Annotated in this window: 16 protein-coding genes; 4 read left to right on the top strand and 12 right to left on the bottom strand. The window is 35.7% G+C overall.

The annotated features are described in order from the left end of the window. Positions 1–386: 386 nt before the first annotated feature. The 4 genes from O7776_RS06555 to O7776_RS06540 all read right to left on the bottom strand — a co-directional run bounded on the left by O7776_RS06555 (position 387) and on the right by O7776_RS06540 (position 4,043). Complete coding sequence (locus O7776_RS06555; RefSeq protein ID WP_274309792.1) at positions 387–1,175, bottom strand: ABC transporter permease; 789 nt, start codon at positions 1,173–1,175, stop codon at positions 387–389. Position 1,176: 1 nt separating this feature from the next. Further along, complete coding sequence (locus tag O7776_RS06550) at positions 1,177–1,950, bottom strand: ABC transporter permease (RefSeq protein ID WP_274309791.1); 774 nt, start codon at positions 1,948–1,950, stop codon at positions 1,177–1,179. Between the two features lies 1 nt (position 1,951). After that, complete coding sequence (locus O7776_RS06545; RefSeq protein WP_274309790.1) at positions 1,952–2,923, bottom strand: ABC transporter ATP-binding protein; 972 nt, start codon at positions 2,921–2,923, stop codon at positions 1,952–1,954. A 100-nt stretch (positions 2,924–3,023) separates the two neighbouring features. Continuing rightward, entirely contained in the window at positions 3,024–4,043 is a 1,020-nt protein-coding gene (locus O7776_RS06540; protein WP_274309789.1) for an ArsR/SmtB family transcription factor, read from the bottom strand. A gap of 172 nt (positions 4,044–4,215) precedes the next feature. On the opposite strand from O7776_RS06540, the gene O7776_RS06535 reads away from it, so the two are divergent. After that, positions 4,216–5,250 carry a S66 family peptidase gene (locus tag O7776_RS06535; protein ID WP_274309788.1) on the top strand — a complete coding sequence of 345 codons (1,035 nt, stop codon included), beginning with the start codon at positions 4,216–4,218 and terminating at the stop codon, positions 5,248–5,250. Between the two features lie 48 nt (positions 5,251–5,298). Here O7776_RS06535 and O7776_RS06530 read toward each other — a convergent pair whose 3' ends face one another. The 6 genes from O7776_RS06530 to O7776_RS06505 form a co-directional block, all read right to left on the bottom strand. After that, on the bottom strand, positions 5,299–6,321 hold the full coding sequence (locus O7776_RS06530; protein ID WP_274309787.1) for a zinc-dependent alcohol dehydrogenase: 1,023 nt from the start codon (positions 6,319–6,321) through the stop codon (positions 5,299–5,301). Between the two features lie 150 nt (positions 6,322–6,471). Then, positions 6,472–6,963 carry a TetR/AcrR family transcriptional regulator gene (locus tag O7776_RS06525; RefSeq protein WP_274309786.1) on the bottom strand — a complete coding sequence of 164 codons (492 nt, stop codon included), beginning with the start codon at positions 6,961–6,963 and terminating at the stop codon, positions 6,472–6,474. A gap of 154 nt (positions 6,964–7,117) precedes the next feature. Further along, the gene (gene ltaS / locus O7776_RS06520; RefSeq protein ID WP_274309785.1) at positions 7,118–9,025 is read right to left on the bottom strand and encodes a lipoteichoic acid synthase; all 1,908 of its coding nucleotides are present in this window, start codon (positions 9,023–9,025) and stop codon (positions 7,118–7,120) included. Between the two features lie 262 nt (positions 9,026–9,287). Next, positions 9,288–9,728 carry an ASCH domain-containing protein gene (locus tag O7776_RS06515; RefSeq protein WP_274309784.1) on the bottom strand — a complete coding sequence of 147 codons (441 nt, stop codon included), beginning with the start codon at positions 9,726–9,728 and terminating at the stop codon, positions 9,288–9,290. After that, the gene (gene abc-f, locus O7776_RS06510) at positions 9,725–11,338 is read right to left on the bottom strand and encodes a ribosomal protection-like ABC-F family protein (RefSeq protein WP_274309783.1); all 1,614 of its coding nucleotides are present in this window, start codon (positions 11,336–11,338) and stop codon (positions 9,725–9,727) included. Before abc-f ends, O7776_RS06515 begins: the two co-directional genes overlap by 4 nt. Before the next feature lie 120 nt (positions 11,339–11,458). Next, positions 11,459–11,590, bottom strand: coding sequence for an RAxF-45 family protein (locus tag O7776_RS06505; protein ID WP_274309782.1), 132 nt, complete (start codon positions 11,588–11,590; stop codon positions 11,459–11,461). A 180-nt stretch (positions 11,591–11,770) separates the two neighbouring features. Here O7776_RS06505 and O7776_RS06500 point away from each other — a divergent pair, with 180 nt between their 5' ends. Together O7776_RS06500 and O7776_RS06495 are read left to right on the top strand one after the other, a co-directional pair. Further along, positions 11,771–12,568, top strand: coding sequence for an alpha/beta fold hydrolase (locus tag O7776_RS06500; RefSeq protein ID WP_274309781.1), 798 nt, complete (start codon positions 11,771–11,773; stop codon positions 12,566–12,568). A 66-nt stretch (positions 12,569–12,634) separates the two neighbouring features. Beyond that, positions 12,635–13,099, top strand: coding sequence for a DinB family protein (locus tag O7776_RS06495; RefSeq protein ID WP_337999466.1), 465 nt, complete (start codon positions 12,635–12,637; stop codon positions 13,097–13,099). A gap of 183 nt (positions 13,100–13,282) precedes the next feature. Here the strand turns inward: O7776_RS06495 and O7776_RS06490 are convergent, their stop codons facing one another. Together O7776_RS06490 and O7776_RS06485 are read right to left on the bottom strand one after the other, a co-directional pair. Beyond that, positions 13,283–14,467 carry an MFS transporter gene (locus O7776_RS06490; RefSeq protein WP_274309780.1) on the bottom strand — a complete coding sequence of 395 codons (1,185 nt, stop codon included), beginning with the start codon at positions 14,465–14,467 and terminating at the stop codon, positions 13,283–13,285. Between the two features lie 362 nt (positions 14,468–14,829). Further along, a complete protein-coding gene (locus O7776_RS06485) occupies positions 14,830–16,689 on the bottom strand; it encodes an MFS transporter (RefSeq protein ID WP_274309779.1) in 1,860 nt (619 codons plus the stop codon). Between the two features lie 217 nt (positions 16,690–16,906). On the opposite strand from O7776_RS06485, the gene O7776_RS06480 reads away from it, so the two are divergent. Continuing rightward, on the top strand, positions 16,907–17,722 hold the full coding sequence (locus tag O7776_RS06480; protein ID WP_274309778.1) for a lipid II flippase Amj family protein: 816 nt from the start codon (positions 16,907–16,909) through the stop codon (positions 17,720–17,722). The last annotated feature ends 541 nt before the right edge of the window (positions 17,723–18,263 follow it).

The raw sequence follows: 18,263 nt of genomic DNA, 5'->3' as shown, positions 1-18,263 counted from the left end.
ATCAACTTTGTACCGACATCGTTCTTTACGCACATTTATTTAGTAAAATTTATTAATAAATAAAAGTTTATAGCTAAACCTTTTTACCCAATAGTATTATTTTTTCTAACAATAAATTTTTATACGGTACTATATATTCAAAATTACTTCAAAAGCATTTGTTTTCACCATTACTTTTCTCCAAAAATTCCCGAAATATAAAAATCGTTATCAAAAACTATTACCAAGTAGTCATCCTTTGTGGACTCGTGCTTTTACCTTTAATATTCTTCTTATTATGACAAGCTTATCCGCGAATACATTTCCATCACTTACATACTGTAAAAAATAAATAAGACCTACATTCGGTACTGAAACCGGATGTAAGTCTTTTCATTTATCAGCTATTAACTTAACTCCATTGTCCCCTTTACCCTTGCCAAATACTCAGCATATCGAATGGCAACAAGACTAATGATAAAATAGAGACAGCCAAGTAATAATTCCTGTGTCATGAGTTGAAAAAATTGCGGCGAATGCCCTTCCGTTACAAGTGCTTTTGTTAACTCTACTCCACGCGTTAATGGAAAAAACTTTGCCAGCTCACTTAACCAACTTGGCATGACTGATAACGAATAATTGGCCCCACTTAATAGAAGTAAGACACTACCTAAAAGATTTGACAACAAATGCATCGAGGGCGTCCAAAAGCTGCATGATGCTAATATGAGCCCTAGACAGCAAGCAGAAAAAATCGAAACAAACCAAACAACGATTAGTGGTAATACAGCTGAAACAGGAATCGAAATATTAAATAATAACAGTCCAAATCCAAGCCCTAAGCAAGCTGTGAAAACACCATTAAAAATATGCGGAACAGACCTTGCAAAAAATAGCACACTTTTGGAAGCAGGTGAAGCCATTACTATTGGTAGTGTCCCCATTCCACGATCGGACGTTACCACAGACATCATGCCAAATACCGCGCTCATCACACATAAAAGCAGTGCATTAGCAGCAATATAGCCAGCTAGCCCTTCCCCCTCATACACATAATTTACAAGCATCCCAAAAAACAAAATTTGCGTTAACGGATTTAATAACATCACGAGTATATACGTTTTCGGATTAATAAAACCAAACAACGCTGTATATGATAGTTTTGCATGTCGTGTAAATCTTAGTAAACTTTCCATATTAATAAACACCTAGCTTTCCATCAATTCTTGCTTTATGATCCACTGCTTTATACGTAACAACCCCAATAATGAAGTAAACTAGCGTCACTGCACCAAGGTGTAAAAAGGCCTCAGTTATATCATTTATGGTAGACTTTCCATTCGTCACAGCGCGTAATAGCTCAATCGCAAATGTTGGTGGCAATAGATACGAAATCGGCTGTATCCAAATCGGTAAAATGGAGATTGGAAATAAGAAACCACAAATTAAAAAAATCGGGTATTCAATAAAATTCATTAACGCTTCAGCCTGTTGAGATAATGTAAAAATAAGTGCCATGACAAATGCAAAAACTGAAATTGCCATCATTACAACGAGCAGTGCTAACACAACTAACGCGATGTTTAAAGCTGGCATTTTTATTTGAAACACAACGGCTAAATAGAAAAACGCTAGCACCATCGAAATAAAACCCCAAACCGTATTTCCAACAATCTTTCCCATTAATATGACCGCGAATGATGCAGGCGCCACAAATATATTTTCTAATGTGCCATACATACGCTCGCGATTAATATCACTTGCAGAGGAATAAACAATCGATGTCCATAATCCCATAAAGCCCGCCCCTAATACAACATATTGGAAAATGCGTTCAGGTGATTGATTACCATAAATAAAATAGGTGATCGTTGCATAAAAAAGTGGCGATATCCAAATCGTAAATTGAAACATCGGGCGCGCCATTGAAAGCTTCATTTGCAGTACAATACTATGTAAAAATGCGTGCATATTAGTTCCCTCCAATCATCGCAATATATGCATCTTCAAGTGTCGGCTTTGCGATAGCTAAATCGACAACATGAAATTGTGCCGAATTATATAACACCATTACAATTTGCTGAGGCTGCTCTGTTGATATTCTTACCTTCACGCCATTTTGTAATGGCTGCATTTCCATTACGTTAATTTGTTCTTCCGCTAATGAATCGCGTAGCTCCTGTACAGGAGAACCGACAATTGTACATTCGACAATCGATTGCTGGTTCGTATATTGTTTTAAATTTTTCGGCGTATCAATGGCAATAATTTCACCATTGTTTATAAACGCAATACGGTCGCAAAGCTCATCTGCCTCAAACATGTAGTGCGTTGTTAATACAATCGTTGTTCCTTGTGCATTTAAATTTTTGATTAAATCACGTAATTTACGCGCACTTATCGGATCTAAACCGATTGACGGTTCATCTAAAAATAAGATTTCCGGATTATTTAATAAGCCACGTGCAATTTGTAAACGCTGCTTCATGCCTTTTGAAAATGTTTCCACTTTGCGATGCGCAGCTTCTTCAAGATCTACAAGCCTTAGTAACTCTGGAATTTTGGTTTGTTGTACCGCTCGTGGAATTTTATATAAATCTGCGAAATACGCTAAATTGTCATAGGCTGATAAGCGCCAATATAAATTACGCTCTCCACCTAAAATGAAATTAATACGTGGTCTAAGCGCTTTATGTTCACTCACCGGGTCTAATCCAAAAATTTTGATAGTACCAGCACTCGGAATAAGCATTGTCGTGAGCATTTTAATCGTTGTTGTTTTTCCAGCACCGTTTGGACCGAGTAGCCCAAAAATTTCTCCTTTGTTTACCTCAAATGAAATCCCCTTTACCGCTTCAACCTGCTTCGTAGACTTTTTCCAAAATCCAGATTTGATTTGATACATTCTTTGGACATTTTCCACTTCAATTACTGCGCTCGTCATTTGATTGACCCCCAATATTAGATTGATATCTAATATGATAATTATCTAATATGTAAATTGCAATAGTTTTTAGAAAAATGAAAAAGCTTAATCATCACGATTAAGCTTTTAAAAAGTGCTGCATTGCTTGAAGTAGCTCGTTTAGCTGTTCTTTATTTGCAGTAAAATATTTTATTGTCCCGATTTTTTCTTCCGTAATAAGATTAACTTTTTTCAATATTTCAATATGGTGCGATACAGTAGCCGTTGTAATCCCTAAATATTCTGCAAGCTTTGCCCCGTATTCTTTATTAGATGCCAGCATATTTAACATTAACAAGCGATTCGGGTCACCGATTGCCTTTAGTTGCTTTGCTAAGTGCTCACTTTTTTCACGCTTATCTTCAACAGGTGTTGTCGTTCCGAAAATGATATAACACACATCATCATTAAAAATGCGAACACGATACGGTGACATGCAGTAGCTCGGAATAAAATGATACAGTTTATAATCGTGCACACGTCTAAACGTTTTTCCCATCACATATTGCGCTCTTGCTAATGGCTCTAGTTTTAAATTTTCTACCGTCGTTATTGCTTGTTTAATCGAATCTTGTTTCGCGTTTAGTAATTTCGAAAAAGCTTCGTTGTCTGCAATTTGAATGAACAAATCTGCTAATTGTCGCTTAAAGGTTGTAACATTTTCCACCAGATACTGTGAGAAGTGAAGTGTCTCATTATCTTGCCAATAATAGGTGCGCTCTATTTGTGTGATTTGTGTTGGATCTCTTAACAGTGTGTGGATTGTTTCCAACGAAATTTCCTCATTCCAAAAATAATACAAAACAAATTCGTTTTTCAAATCACGTAATTTCTCTGCAAATAACGTAATAGATGTGAGCTGTGGAATTGGAAGTAAAAACTCCAATAATTGATAACGGTGATTAACAGGTATAGACTTTAAAATTTCTATAAATGAATGCTGTTCTATAAGTCTCAATAGCTCAGGATATTGCTCAAAAATCTCTATTTTATTTGATGCTTCATAAGCCATTAATAGCCCAATCGCTTCAACCACTGGTGATGATGAAACCATTATTTGCTCATTCGTATGTTCGAATAAATCAAATTCACTCCCCATTGTTAACGCCCTTTCTTGCTAAAACTATGTATAACCTGTATCATACCGTAACTTTAAGCGAAAAGAAAAGTTAGAAAAACAGGTAATGCAATTTTCTCTAGCAAATTGTCTCAGAATCCGCTACAATAGCATTTACATATTTTTACTTACTAATCCATTTGAGGTGATGAGGATGCTAAAGAAACCAACAAAACTTAAGCGTGGTGATACAGTTGCCACAATTAGCCCTTCATGGGGTGGAGCAGGTGAAATAGATTTACGCTGGCGCTATGAACAAGGAGTAAGAAGGCTTGAGGAAGTATTTGGCTTGAACGTTATTGCCATGCCAAACAGTTTGAAAGGTGCACAGTATTTATACGAGCATCCAGAAGCACGCGCCGAAGATTTAATGGCGGCGTTTCAGGATTCCAATATTAAAGCCATCATCGCAAATATCGGTGGTGAGGATAGTGTTCGGCTACTACCATATATAGATTTTGATGTGATTCGTGACAATCCAAAGATTTTTATGGGGTATTCTGATACAACAATTTCGCATTTATTTTGCTTAAAGGTAGGCATCTCATCATTCTATGGACCAGCTATTTTAACTGATTTTGCAGAAAATGTTGAAATGGACCCTTATACAATTGAATCAATAGAACGCACATTGTTTTCAAGCGAGGTAATTGGTGAAATCTTACCCGCCCCAAAATGGACGAGTGAATTTTTAGATTGGAGTCAATCAAACAAATACACTCGCCGTACAATGCGCAATAATAACAGAGGCTATGAGGTACTACAAGGAGCCGGTACAGTACAAGGACGCTTAATCGGTGGCTGTATTGAAGTGTTAAATTTCGTGAATGGCACCTCACTTTGGCCAAACAAAGAACATTGGCAAGATAGCATTCTCTTTTTTGAAACGTCTGAAGAGCTACCAAAGCCAAATAATTTACGCTACTGGCTACGAAACTATGCCTTACAAGGTATTTTACAGCAAGCAAACGGCATCATATTCGGTAAACCTCAAAACGAGAAGTATTACGAAGAATATAAAACCGAAATTTTAAAGGTGCTAAAAGAATATAATCTTGAACACTTACCAGTACTGTATAACATGAATTTCGGGCATACAGAGCCAAAGTTTATTTTGCCATACGGTATACTTGCTGAAATTGATTGTGACAATAAGAAGTTTACGATTTTAGAAAAAGCTGTGGAATAACAATTTTAGCCTGCTTCTATTACGAAGCAGGCTCACTTACTTTGTTAATTAGTTCGTTACATCAACAATTACTTTGATTGAATCCTTGCCAGCAATTGCTGTGTCGAACGCTGTTTGGATCTCGCTTAGCGGATACACTTGCGTTACCATTGTTGCAATATTTGTTTTCTTGTTGTTTAAATGTTTAATTACTTTTAAAATATCCTCGTTCGTATAACCTGACGCCCCAACAATTTGCACCTCTTTACTCATCACTTGTGCTAAGCTTATAGGTACTTCATTTTTATACACTGCGATAACCGCAATACGAGCATTTGGTTTAACAATTTCCATCACTTGTGTAAATAATGGTGCCGCGCCTGCTGCATCAACAAATGCATCTACATTTGGTACATCTACACCGTATACATTTACTGTACCAAAGATATCAGTAAGGCCTTCTACTAACGATACCTTTGATGTATCCACAACAGTTGCGCCAATTTCTTTTGCCTTTTCTAAACGCCAACCTACCATATCTACTACTGCAACATTTGTAATTCCTTCACCGATTAACATCGCTGCAGCCGATAAACCAATTGGACCCGCACCTAAAATAACAATATTTTCATCTGTTTGTGGCTTCACAGAAAATGCACCGTGACAGCCTACACTCATCGGTTCCACTAACGTCCCCTCTTCAGGTGATACATCATCGTTTAACGGATATAAATTATGATGCTTTTTTGCATCTTCTATTATAATATATTGTGAAAACCCGCCCGCTTCCAAAGAATAACGACGACCTGCGCGTTTTGCTGTAATCGGGTTAACAGCAACAAACATCCCCACTTCTAAATCTGCTACATTTTCCCCTTTTGCTTCAATAATGCCCGCAAATTCATGGCCGAATTCCTGCTCAAAACGAATGCCCATTTCAGAACCGTATTTCACAATATTAATATCCGTACCGCAAATACCCCCACGTAAATTACGTAATAAGACATCATTTGGACCGACTTTTGGCATTGAGCGCTCCTCTACTTCTACTAAATTAGCACCTTTATAAATTCCTGCTTGATAGTTTGTCATTTTATTTACCCCCTTGTTTATTTGCATTCAGTATAAGACAAATTAATGGATAAATAATAAACAAATTCTATTAAAATGTAGCCATACTAATCTGAATGCGGAGATAATCTGACAATCGCATTCACTAATTGCTCAGGAGAATATTTAAAATCAGACTCCGCCCACATTATGATAGTACCGAATAGTACCGAATAATGCCGAAACCCCGTACCACGATACAATAATTTGATTGACACCTGTCCCAGGAAAATCAAATTTCGCAAGCTCCGTCGTATGCTTTGAAATACGCTGTTGAAAATGCGCTAATAACGCCTTATTAAAACCCGTAATATTTTGCGATGTTAACAAAATTTTGTATGTTATTTGATTTGCTTTGATATGCTCTAATAGCTGCAATAACGCTTCATACTCAAAGCCTTTCGTATACGTTTTGTAATTAAGCGGCTTCATAAATTCGTAAAGCTCTAAAATATAATGTTCAATAAATTGTTCATGAAATTCCACTAAATTGTGAAAATGCTTATAAAATGTCACGCGATTGATATTAGCTTTCGTCGTTAACATTTGAATAGTCATTCTCTCTGGTGTTTGTTGTTCAAGCAACGATAAATACGCATCAAACAGCTTTTGCCTTGTCTTCATTACGCGTATGTCTATGTTTTGTTTGATTTAGATCACCTACTGTCTCGATTAAAAAGATCTTAACTTAACATATATCAAAAGCTACCTTTTGTAAAAGAAGTAATAAAAAAGACACTGCGAAATTTAATAAAATTAGGCAGTGTCTCAATTTTAGTTATTCCGAAAGAACTTTACCGTCTTTTGAATAAAAACGTAATAAGTCTCCGTTTACAACTTTATCAGAATAATTTAGTTTTTCTTGAACCATAGCATGTAATTTCTCAGCCTGCTCATATTGTGAAGGATCTAATTCTAATCCCGTTTTACGATCATAAAATTTGCCGTCTAACGAATAAATAGTTGGGCTGACAAAGTTACCATTTCTAAATGGAATAACTTCGCTATGATCTGCAGATAAAATATCTGAACCAAAGTGAATATTGTTTTGTGTCTCCACACCTAATAAATGTAGCACGGTTGGTAAAAGGTCCATTTGTCCAGCATACGTGTGGTTAATGCCACCTTCCATGCCCGGCACATGAATAAGTAACGGAACACGTTGTAAATCGGCGTTTACAACAGGTGTTACTTCTTCACCGATAATCTCCGACATAGCACGGTTATGATTATCGGAAATACCATAATGGTCGCCATACATAACAATCATCGTGTTGTCATAAAGACCTGATTCTTTTAAATAAGTAAAGAACTCCTCGATTGCTTCATCCGCATAGCGCGCTGTTTGGAAGTAATTATCGACACTTGTATCACCTGTTGTCGCTTTGTCAATTGTCACTAAATCTTGATCCATTTTAAATGGGAAATGGTGCGCAACCGTAATAAATTTTGTATAAAACGGCTGTGGCAATGTTTCTAATAAACTCTGTGACTGCTCGAAAAATGGTTTATCTAATAAACCGTATTCCGCCATGTTTTTAGGATCGCTTGTGTCATAGCTATCTGCACTGAAAAACTCATCATATCCAAATTGATCATAAATAATGTTACGATTCCAGAACGTACCACTGTTGCCGTGGAATACTGCAGATGTATAACCGTAGTCTTTTAAGATCGTCGGTGCTGCTTGGTACTTATTTTGCCCTTTCGTAATAAAGGCCGAACCTTGTGGCAAACCGTACAATGAATTTTCTAGCATAAACTCTGCATCAGACGTTTTCCCTTGTGCTGTTTGATGGTAGAAATTATCAAAAAACATTGTATTTTCATTTTTCGCTAATGAATTTAAAAACGGTGTTACTTGCTGACCATTTAACTCATAATCAATTAAAAATGTTTGCATAGATTCTAAATGTAAATAAATAACGTTCATATCTTTTGCTAAGCCGAAATATTCAGGATTTGGTTCAGCATAATTTGATTTTGTATAGTTGATAATTTCCGTGATGTCACTACTATCCGCAAGTGCACGTTCTGAAGATGCTTCTGCCGTTTTTACTGTGTCGTAAATCGCATAATTGTACATCCCTAAATATTTCACAATATAACTACGGTCAAAACCACGTACTAGTAAATCAGGACGATCTTTTTCTGCTAATAATAAATTCATCGAAGAAACCATCAATGCCAAGGCAACCGCGATGACTGGCATTTTGAAGCCCGTTTTTACTTGCTTAAACTGCTCTTTTTTTGCAATTCGTAAGTAGATAAGTAAGGCAATATCAATGAAATACAATAAATCCAATGGGCGAATCAGCGCACGCACACTACCGGTTAAATCCCCAAAGTTTTGCGGTTGATAAATCGTTGGTAACGTAATAAAGTCGCTAAAGAATCGGTAATACACGACATTTGAATATAATAAAATCGTCATTAGTGTATAGACGACTATCAAAATGCTCATTTTTCTTTTGCCTCTAAATAAAAAGGCTACTGATAAAAATAATAGTGCTGAACCTAGTGGGTTAATTAATAATAAAAAATGCTGAAGCATTCCCTCAACGCTTAAATCAAATTGTGTCAATTGCGTTATATAGGTTTTTATCCAAATCATAAAGACAGCTAATAGATAAATCCCTAAAAAGCCGTTCAATTGAACTCCTTTTTTTCCTACTAAATCTTTCATCTCTTTGATCACTCTTTCTTTGTTCAAAAGCTTTTCAATATTGTTAGAAAAACATTAATCACTATATCAAAAAATCTATGTTTTATGCAACTATTATGAAACGATTTGTAGTAATAAAGGTTGCGAAATTTGAGCGGATTTAGATTCAAAAAGAAAAATAATATAATTTTAAATTTTAAGAATTCATTTTCACTAAACCACATTTTATACGCTAATGATGTCATTTACGAGCAGCGTTGCGTCTATTTTAATGAGATGTTAACTATTTCGGATACACTTTTTCAAATCGATCACAAACTGTTAGCATTTTTTCTGAAAATTCTAGATTGTATTCAAGTGAAATATTTCCAAAGAATGCGATGTGAGCCTCTTTCCATTGTTCATAAGTTCCTTCACCTTCTGCTAATGCAAAATCAACGGGCACTTCATTAAATGGATAAATTTCTATTGAAAAGGATTTAATAATTGCAACAGGTTCATCTTGACTGTTTAAGACAATTTGATAATCACCTACTGCAGGTAAAGCTTCCCCCTCAATTTCATATAAAGGATAGCTTGAACAAGTCGCTGTTTTTGTTCCATCCACTACTAGGCTTGCTAACCAATCTGCTTTCTCCCCAAACTGGAACGCCTCTGTATATCGAATATTTGTTAATCCTTCTAGTTCACAAAAATGATTCCAATATGCTTCAATCTTATTCATCTGCTTAACTCCTTTTGTTTCGATTTCGCCCATTCAAAGGGACCCTCATGGACGGTCAGTTGCTGATTTTCTAGCCATGCCGTTCTCGTAAATAATTTTTGTAAAAAGTAGCGGTCATGACTAATCGTAATTATGGTCCCTTCAAAATTTTCAAGCGCTTCTTCCAGTGCTTCTCTTGATTCGATGTCTAAATGATTCGTTGGTTCATCCAACACAAGAACATTGCATTTTTGAACCATAAGTTGCGCTAGACGAAGTCGCATTTTTTCACCACCGCTAAGCTGCTCGACTTTTTTAAATACATCATGACCATAAAATAAAAACTGTGCCAACATATGCCGCGCATCATATTCCGTTAATGACACTTGTTCGCGAAACGCATCGATTAATCGTTGCTTACCATCGAATTGGTCAAATTGCTGCGCAAGGTAGCCAATTTTCAAATTGCTCCCTTGCTTTATGTGCCCATCTAGTGGCTGCAATTGTCCAAGCAGGATTTTCATAAGCGTTGATTTCCCTGTCCCGTTATTTCCGACAATCGCTAACCGATCTTGGTAATAAACGGACAACTGAATATCCATAAATAAAAAATCCTGAGCAAAACCATGCGAAACATCACTTAACATAAACACTTCTTTCCCTGTTCGATCCTCTGTTTTTAGTTGTATATTCATTTGACGTTCTTTTTTTGGCTTTTTTACTAATTCCATGCGCGCAAGCATTTTTTCCATCGTTTTCGCTTTTCGATATAAATCAGGATTCGGTGGCGACGCTTCATTCGCCCATTGACGTAGTCGACGAATCGCCTCTTTTATTTTTTGAATTTTTTTCTGCTGTTCTTCATAGTCTGCAAATTGTTGAGCTATTTTTGCTTCTTTATTTTGTAGGTATTGATCGTAATTCCCCTTGCTCACCCAAATTTCTCCGTCTTCAATTTCAGCAACATATTGCACAATGTTGTTTAAAAACATTCGGTCATGTGAAATCACAATGACCGTCCCTTTGAAATAATGTAAATAGTCTTCCAGCCATTCCGTTGCGGCTAAATCTAAATGATTCGTTGGTTCATCTAAAAGAAGGATACTCGGCTGTTGCAATAATATTTGAGCAAGCATGACTTTCGTTTTTTCTCCACCACTTAACGCCTCAAATGATTGCTCTAATAACTTAGTAATCTTTAATCCATTCGCAATGGAAGCAATTTTCGCCTCAATTTCATATCCGCCATTGGCAAGATATTGCTCCTGTATTTCACCATATTGATTAAGAATTTTCTCCGACATATCCGTCTGCATACGCTGTTCTAAATCCATAAGTCTTGCTTTCATTGCATGTAATTCGGCAAACGCTTCAGATAATACATCAAAAACGGTTGTATCTGTGTAGCTAGGAATTTGATGCAAATAGCCAATCGATTGCCCCTTCGCTTTAATAATGCGACCTTGATCAGGTTGTTCGATTCCTGCTAGCACTTTAAAGAGTGTCGTTTTCCCACTACCATTCCGACCTACTATCGCCACACGTTCTCCCGTATTTACTTCAAAAGAAAGATCTTTAAAAATGGTGTTACCACCCATTGTTTTCGTTATATTTTCTGCTTTTAATTGCATATTTCTACGCCTCCACAGCGTAGCATGGAATTAAATTTCTTATTTTCTCCACGAAAAAAAGACTGCTCCTTAACGAAACAGTCTTTCCATCGCTATGGTGAAAAGAATGAGGTTAATTAGCTACGCATTATTTTTAAATTGTCTAAAAAAGGGCATACCTATCCCGTTAGACGCAAATTTAAACGTAATGACACGTGCAAAATACATAGCTGTATCCACTTTTACACCTGTCTCCATAGCTAACTTATTCATTCTGTTCACCTCCGTTCATTTAAATTATTTTAATATTACCATATTTCGATCAAAAAAGATATACTGCAAATAAAAGGAAGAAAATTTTTCTTTAGCGATAAATAAGATCGCTGCAACGATTTAAATGCAATCGAGGGTTTTTCCGTTATTTCGAAGATTAATAGTGAAAGGAGAATTTTGTTGGTTGCAAAACAATTCTTTAACGGTTGTCACGGTAAAATGTCTTATGTAAAAATTGAAGGAAAGAAAGATTTTCCAACAATTATTTTTATGGACGGATTTGGAGGAGCAAGCAATTATTTAGGCTTAAAAAATATAGCAAAGAGAATAGATACTCGTTATCCAAAATTGTTTATTGATCGCTTAGGTGTTTGTGAAAGTGATGAAACAGATGTTGAGAGAACTTGGGAAAATATCGTATTTGAAATTCATGAGTTAATCGAACATGTTGAACATAGTCCTATTATATTTTTTGCCCATTCAGCAAATGGTCCTCTTGCTCTCGCTTATCAGCATGCATATTCAGAGGAAGTACTTGGCATAATTGGTATTGAGCCTACCACAAAAGATGGCGATTTTTTATTTCAAACAAAAGCATATAAAGTCGCGATTTCTTGGATGGATAAACTTTCCCCTGAGGAGCGTAATCAGATTTTCATCGACTCGGAGTGGACAGAAAATGAAAAACTAGAGGAAGAACGAACTGCAAAACATATCACTGAAGGCAGTACATTATTTAATGAATATTTAATGGGACAAAAAAATTTACAAAGTATTTCGCAATTACCTAAAAATAAGAATCTTCCTGTACTAATATTTTTACAACCTTTCCGCGAAAACGAATACCGTTGCTCTGAATATGCTGGAAATAACACTACTTATATTTTGTTGGAGGGTCATCATTATTTACATCGTGTCCATCCAGATAAAATAGCGAAGGAAGTAACTAGATGGCTTAACTATAATGTGGGATATTAACTGAATCTGTAAATTGTTCGCATTACATATCTATTTGCTCTTAAAAGAAAAGGTCGGTAGGAGGTAATTAACTCGCTGAAAGAAAAATCCGAAATACTAGCACATCAACGTAACTTTCTTAATTTCATACAAAGCTTAGAACATATTAATGAAAATGTTTTACTAACACCTATATGTGATGGAAAATGGTCGGTCATCGAAATAATTGGTCACTTTTACCCTTGGGATGAATTTGTCTTGCAAAATAGGCTTCCTTACTTATTAACTAATAGCAGTTTCCCACCAAGTCCTAACGCTGACGATTTAAATTTACGTTCAGCTCATCTTGCAAGAAATGAACCGATTCAACACACATTTGAAAAGTGTATTCGTATTCGGACTGAATTAGTTGAAACATTAAACGAACTACCTGAAGAAATTTGGTTAGCTGAATTGAACATTAACCAATCGACATTATCCCTTTATACCTATTTAAAAGGTTTAATGGAGCATGATATTCACCATATGAAACAAATACAAACCTTTTTATAAAGTGGGATCTAAATTAGAAAAATACATTTCGCACCAAATGATGTCACATTTTTGTGGATTTCCTTTAGAATTTATACTTTACTATCCACAAAAAAAAAAACGGAAACGCTGTAAAGTCAACGTTTCCGTTTTATTTTTCCAACAATTTTCTACGTGAAGAAACCCAGATTACAAACTGTTTCTTTAAGCTATTTTCCGCATTCTCCATAAAAAGTACACTGTAGGAATAATTAAAATAGCAGACATAATAATCCCACCTTGAACCGATGTATAAAGAGCAACCATCCCAACTAGTGGTCCGCCAGCTACTTGACCAAATGCATCAAGCTGACCATACATGGATAGCGCAGTAGCACGTCCTTGTGATTGTAATTGTTTATTCGTTACAGCAGTTATTAAAGGTGAATTTACTGCTCGTAGTGAAGCTATTACCCAGTATAGTAATATTGCCAGTATAAACTCCTCACTCATTGCGAAGAACAGCATAGCCATGAAGAGCAATCCATTAAGTACTAGTAAAACGCCCGTAAATCGTTTTTTCACATACGTTTCGACAACTTTTAAAATACCTATATTTAATAAAAAGGCAATTGCGTAAAAAGCGCCAAACCAGTAAACTGCTTCTTCTGCCTTCAATTGAAAACCTTCTATAAAATGAGCTCCCCAAAGTCTATCAAAACCTTCGCTAGCCAATCCCACAAATAATGTAATAGCAGCAAGACCAAGTAAAATTGAATTACCTTTTATTTGAGCAAATCCGCCCTTGATTGCTAGCTGCATTTGATGAAAACCTGTCGTCCCTTCATTGGCCATTCGCACAAATTTAGTTTCAGGTACGATTCTTAAAGAAATGATTGCAATGACAACGAGTAATCCACCCGCTATTAAGATTGTAATTTGCACCGAAAAAGCAGTAGCTAAAAGGACACTAACAATAATCCCCAAGAAACTACCAATTGAGCCATACCTGGCGCCTTTTAGAAAAACAGAATCTAATTCATTATTTTCTAACTCGTCTGCAATCCATGCCGTTTCCGCACCACTAATGAATGTCCATCCAATGCCCCATAAAGCAGCACCTATTGCAATTGCCCAAAATTCTGGGAAACTTCCTTCTAATAGATGCGCAACCCCTATAATGAATGTACCAATAACAAATGATTTTTTTCGTCCCCAAAAATCTGCTACTAATCCAGTTGGTATTTCAAAGAATAAGATGGCCAATTCCATAATCGTTCCAATTAACACCAACTGTAGCGGGTTCAAACCTGCCTGAGAAACATAATAAATCGCATTTAGTGTAAATACGATATGAATACAAAACGAGCGTGAACTCGATAAAAAATAGTAAATGTTTTTAATGTCCAATTTTTTGCCCTCCGAATTTTTTGAGTCAGTTATGAAACTCAAATCGGAGAATAAGTGACAATATTAAATTAGTTCAACATACCCTCCGATTCGTTTGTGATTGATAAAGTAATGACTAACATATTCCTCTCTCCTTTTAATTTGATTAGTAAAATATACACCATAATTACATAAATTGTAAGGTAATAGTAAGAAGTTTTTTAGGGTATCTATTCATTAGATATTCTGAAATACAAAAAGACCAATTTCCGTGAATGATTTAACCTTAAAATAACATGCCCTAACAATTAAGGTGGAGTTCAATACAGATTGGTCTTAAGGGTAATTTAAATTTATTTAATAAAGGAATCATTTATAAGTAACTAGTTTATTTGTAATACTGTTTTCAGATATATTTTTAAAGCTTCTATCTGTCCTTCTGTGTCCGCTTCCTTATTTCCAGCGAGAAGTGTTTGTAATAAGATGCCGTCAGTAACATTGATTATAAAGGTAGCAATCGTATGAAGTGGCTGTATCGGATCAAATTCTCCTGTTTCCACTCCTTTTTCAAGCAGTTTAATAAGATTCTCCCTTGCCCGATTGAAGCGTGTTAACAAATAAGGAATACGCTCCATTCCTTCACTACGCCATCCCGTTACAAAATATTCATAAGTAACGGCACTAATTTTATGGAATGTTTCTTTATTATACGCATCTAATATAGACTCTACCGTTTCCCAAACAGGTTGATTACTTTCGATAAAATCATGAATTTTCTTTTCAAACTGTTCGTCTCTTTCTGCCAGGATGCTCTTCAACATTTCTTCTGTACTAGAAAAATATTGATATACTCCGCCCCGGCTCATCCCTGACAATTCAACAACGTCTTTCATAGTTGTCGGTTCGAACCCCTTTTGACAGAATACAGTTTCTGCAGCCCTCAATATTTCATGTTTGCGATTTTCTTTATATTGTTGCGAAACTTTAGGTGACATTTCGATACCTTCTTTCGATAGAGATTTAATAATAATGGTTAGCAAGCTCACCACAACCAAGGATGTACCTGACACAATGAATGTCATTACAACACCAAACAATTCGGACAGAATTCCACCTAAAACCATTCCAATGAATGTCCCAAGTGTTGTCATACTGTTGATTATTCCGAATACACGCCCAGTTTTATCAACTGGAGTACTTTTTTGTGCAAGGATATTTAAAGGAATAATCGCCGAACCAAATGAAAAGCCGGCTAAAAAAAATACCATTGGATAGGCAATTGTAAGAAATGTAGTGGAAAGATGCGACATAGCAGCAACTGCTATTAATGAAATTCCAAGGCCAAAAGCTCCAAAAAACATACAATTCAGCGTCGAATGAATCTGTTTTTTTGTAAAAATAGCGGATGCTATAAACATTCCTCCACCGCTAGCTGCCATGCTATAGCCCGCAACGGTTACTGGATCTTTAAAGATCTCCCTTAAAAGGACCATAAATTGTGTATCGGCAATTTGTAAAACAAGAAGCAGTAATGTGCTAATAATCAAACTAACTAAAATAACAGGAATCCCTTTAAGGAAAGTAAAACCTTCTTTCATCTCTACTAGTAAATTTGAAAATATCATTAACCTCTTCTGTTCGGTTTCTTTTGCTACAACATTACGATCATACTTTGGGACACCCAGTAATAATAGGGCTGACAAAGCAAACGTAAGCGCATCAATATAAAATGCCAATTGAATGCCTAACGTAGCAACAACCATTCCACTAAGTACGGGGCCAATAATTTTTGCCCCATTATCAATCATTGCGCTAATTCCCATTGCAGTTTGAATTTGGTCTTCTTCTACGATTTCTTTTAATTTACCATTTTTTGCGGGAATAAATAATGCAACAAATGAACTTTTCAAAAACAACAAAACATATACTTGCCATAACTCTGTTGAAAAAGCTACCCCTAGAACGAGAACCAAGCACACTAAATCAGATAGCACCATGATGAATCGTCTTTCAATACGATCACTTAGCACCCCACTAATCGGACCAAACAAAACCATAGGACCTACAAACACTAGCATGACACCAGACACCGCCAAGGGTGAAGCATTCCACTTTACAGCAACCAAAGTCATAATGGCTAAAAGATCCAACCAATTACCAATAGCCGAAACAATTTGAGAAGCAATTAAAAACAAAAAAGGCTTATTTTTATACAGATGCTTTGAATAAGTAACACTAGTCATCATTATGTCCCCCATTTCATAATAAAAATCAAAAACTGACAACCTTGTCACTATTATAAAGTGACAGGGTTGTCAGTTTCAACATTTTTTTGAAATCACATTATTAACCAGTGCATTTTGAGTATAAAGCTAATTAGACAACTATCCTAAAATCACGAGAAACTAATCCCCACTGAAAACGTCAAATCACAAAATAAAATTTGGGAGTTTGTGTAAAATGGAACTGATAACAGGAAAGGTTATTATTATTGCTTTATTTATTTTGATTATCCATTCAATCGAAACTTTGGCTTATGCTGTTCGATTATCTGGAGCGCGTGCACGTTTATTAGCAACTGCATTATCACTTTTCAATATTATGGTGATGGTTTCAAGATTATCAAACATGATGCAGCAACCTTTTACAGGGAGTTTAATCGATAACGCCCCTCCTGAAAACACACTTCAATTTGTAGAAAATCAATTTCGTTTTATTTTGGGCTCTGCTTCATTAGGCACTTTAATAGGAATGCTACTACTCCCTACATTTGTCGCGATCTTTTCTAGAGCCATTATTCATTTAGTCGCAGAACGTGGGTCTATTCCCGCCTTATTCAAAAAAGGCCTATCATTCGAATATCTACGTCGTGCAGTGGGACATATTCGTAAGCCTCGTTTTTCATATTTACGAGGCATCGGATTAAAAGATGTACCAAAAAAGTTATTTCTAATTAACGTTATCGTGACAGCAGTTTATACAACCGGTGTGTTTTCCGCATTATATGCAAGCTTATTAGTACCTGAATATAAAACAACAGCCATTATGGCTTCTGGGCTAATAAACGGTATTGGAACGATTTTATTGATTGTTTTCATCGATCCAAAAATTTCTCTTCTTTCAGATGCAGTCATTAATAATCGAGGAAGCTATGTACATTTAAAAAAGGCTTCCATCATGATGATAAGCTCAAGATTTTTAGGTACACTATTTGCCCAAATACTATTTATTCCCGCTTCACATTATGTTGCATGGTTCGCGAAATTCATTGGCTAAATACTGGAGGGAACGTTTTCCACTTATATTTCTAATCGTTGTTTTCATAAGCATTTGTATTGTTGCCATGCTTTACTTCTTTAAAGGAAATACAGTAAAGGCATCTAAATTAAGTTACATTTTTTTCAATTCAACCGTTGTTATTTGGACCTGTTTTTTAACTGGCGTTTACACGCTTTTCCCTGACAAATTAGCAAGTATCTTGTGGGATAGTAGCTGGATTTGTTTATTAACTCTCGGTGTAATCACCTTTATTTACGAATTTAAAAACAGTAGATCCTATGCATTTTCAGCATTAATCATTTGCTTAATAAATGGCAGTTTTTATATATTCGCAAAAATTATTTCGAGTATGTGAAGTTAATTAATAAAAAAGTGTATGAAAGCCCTCTCCCAAAAGAAGAAGTTTTCATACACTCACTCGGTATTCAAAAGCTATTTAGCCGTTTAGTTCTTGCTTCCGTAAACTAAACGCTAGACAAAACATACAAATCATCACAAAAACGACAATCATTCAAAATAATCATATTTCATTAGCAAT

Origin of the sequence: Solibacillus daqui (genome assembly GCF_028747805.1) — a bacterium.
Lineage (GTDB): Bacteria > Bacillota > Bacilli > Bacillales_A > Planococcaceae > Solibacillus > Solibacillus daqui.
Note: the sequence above shows the minus strand (reverse complement) of the source record. Positions and strands in the feature narration are given on the sequence as shown.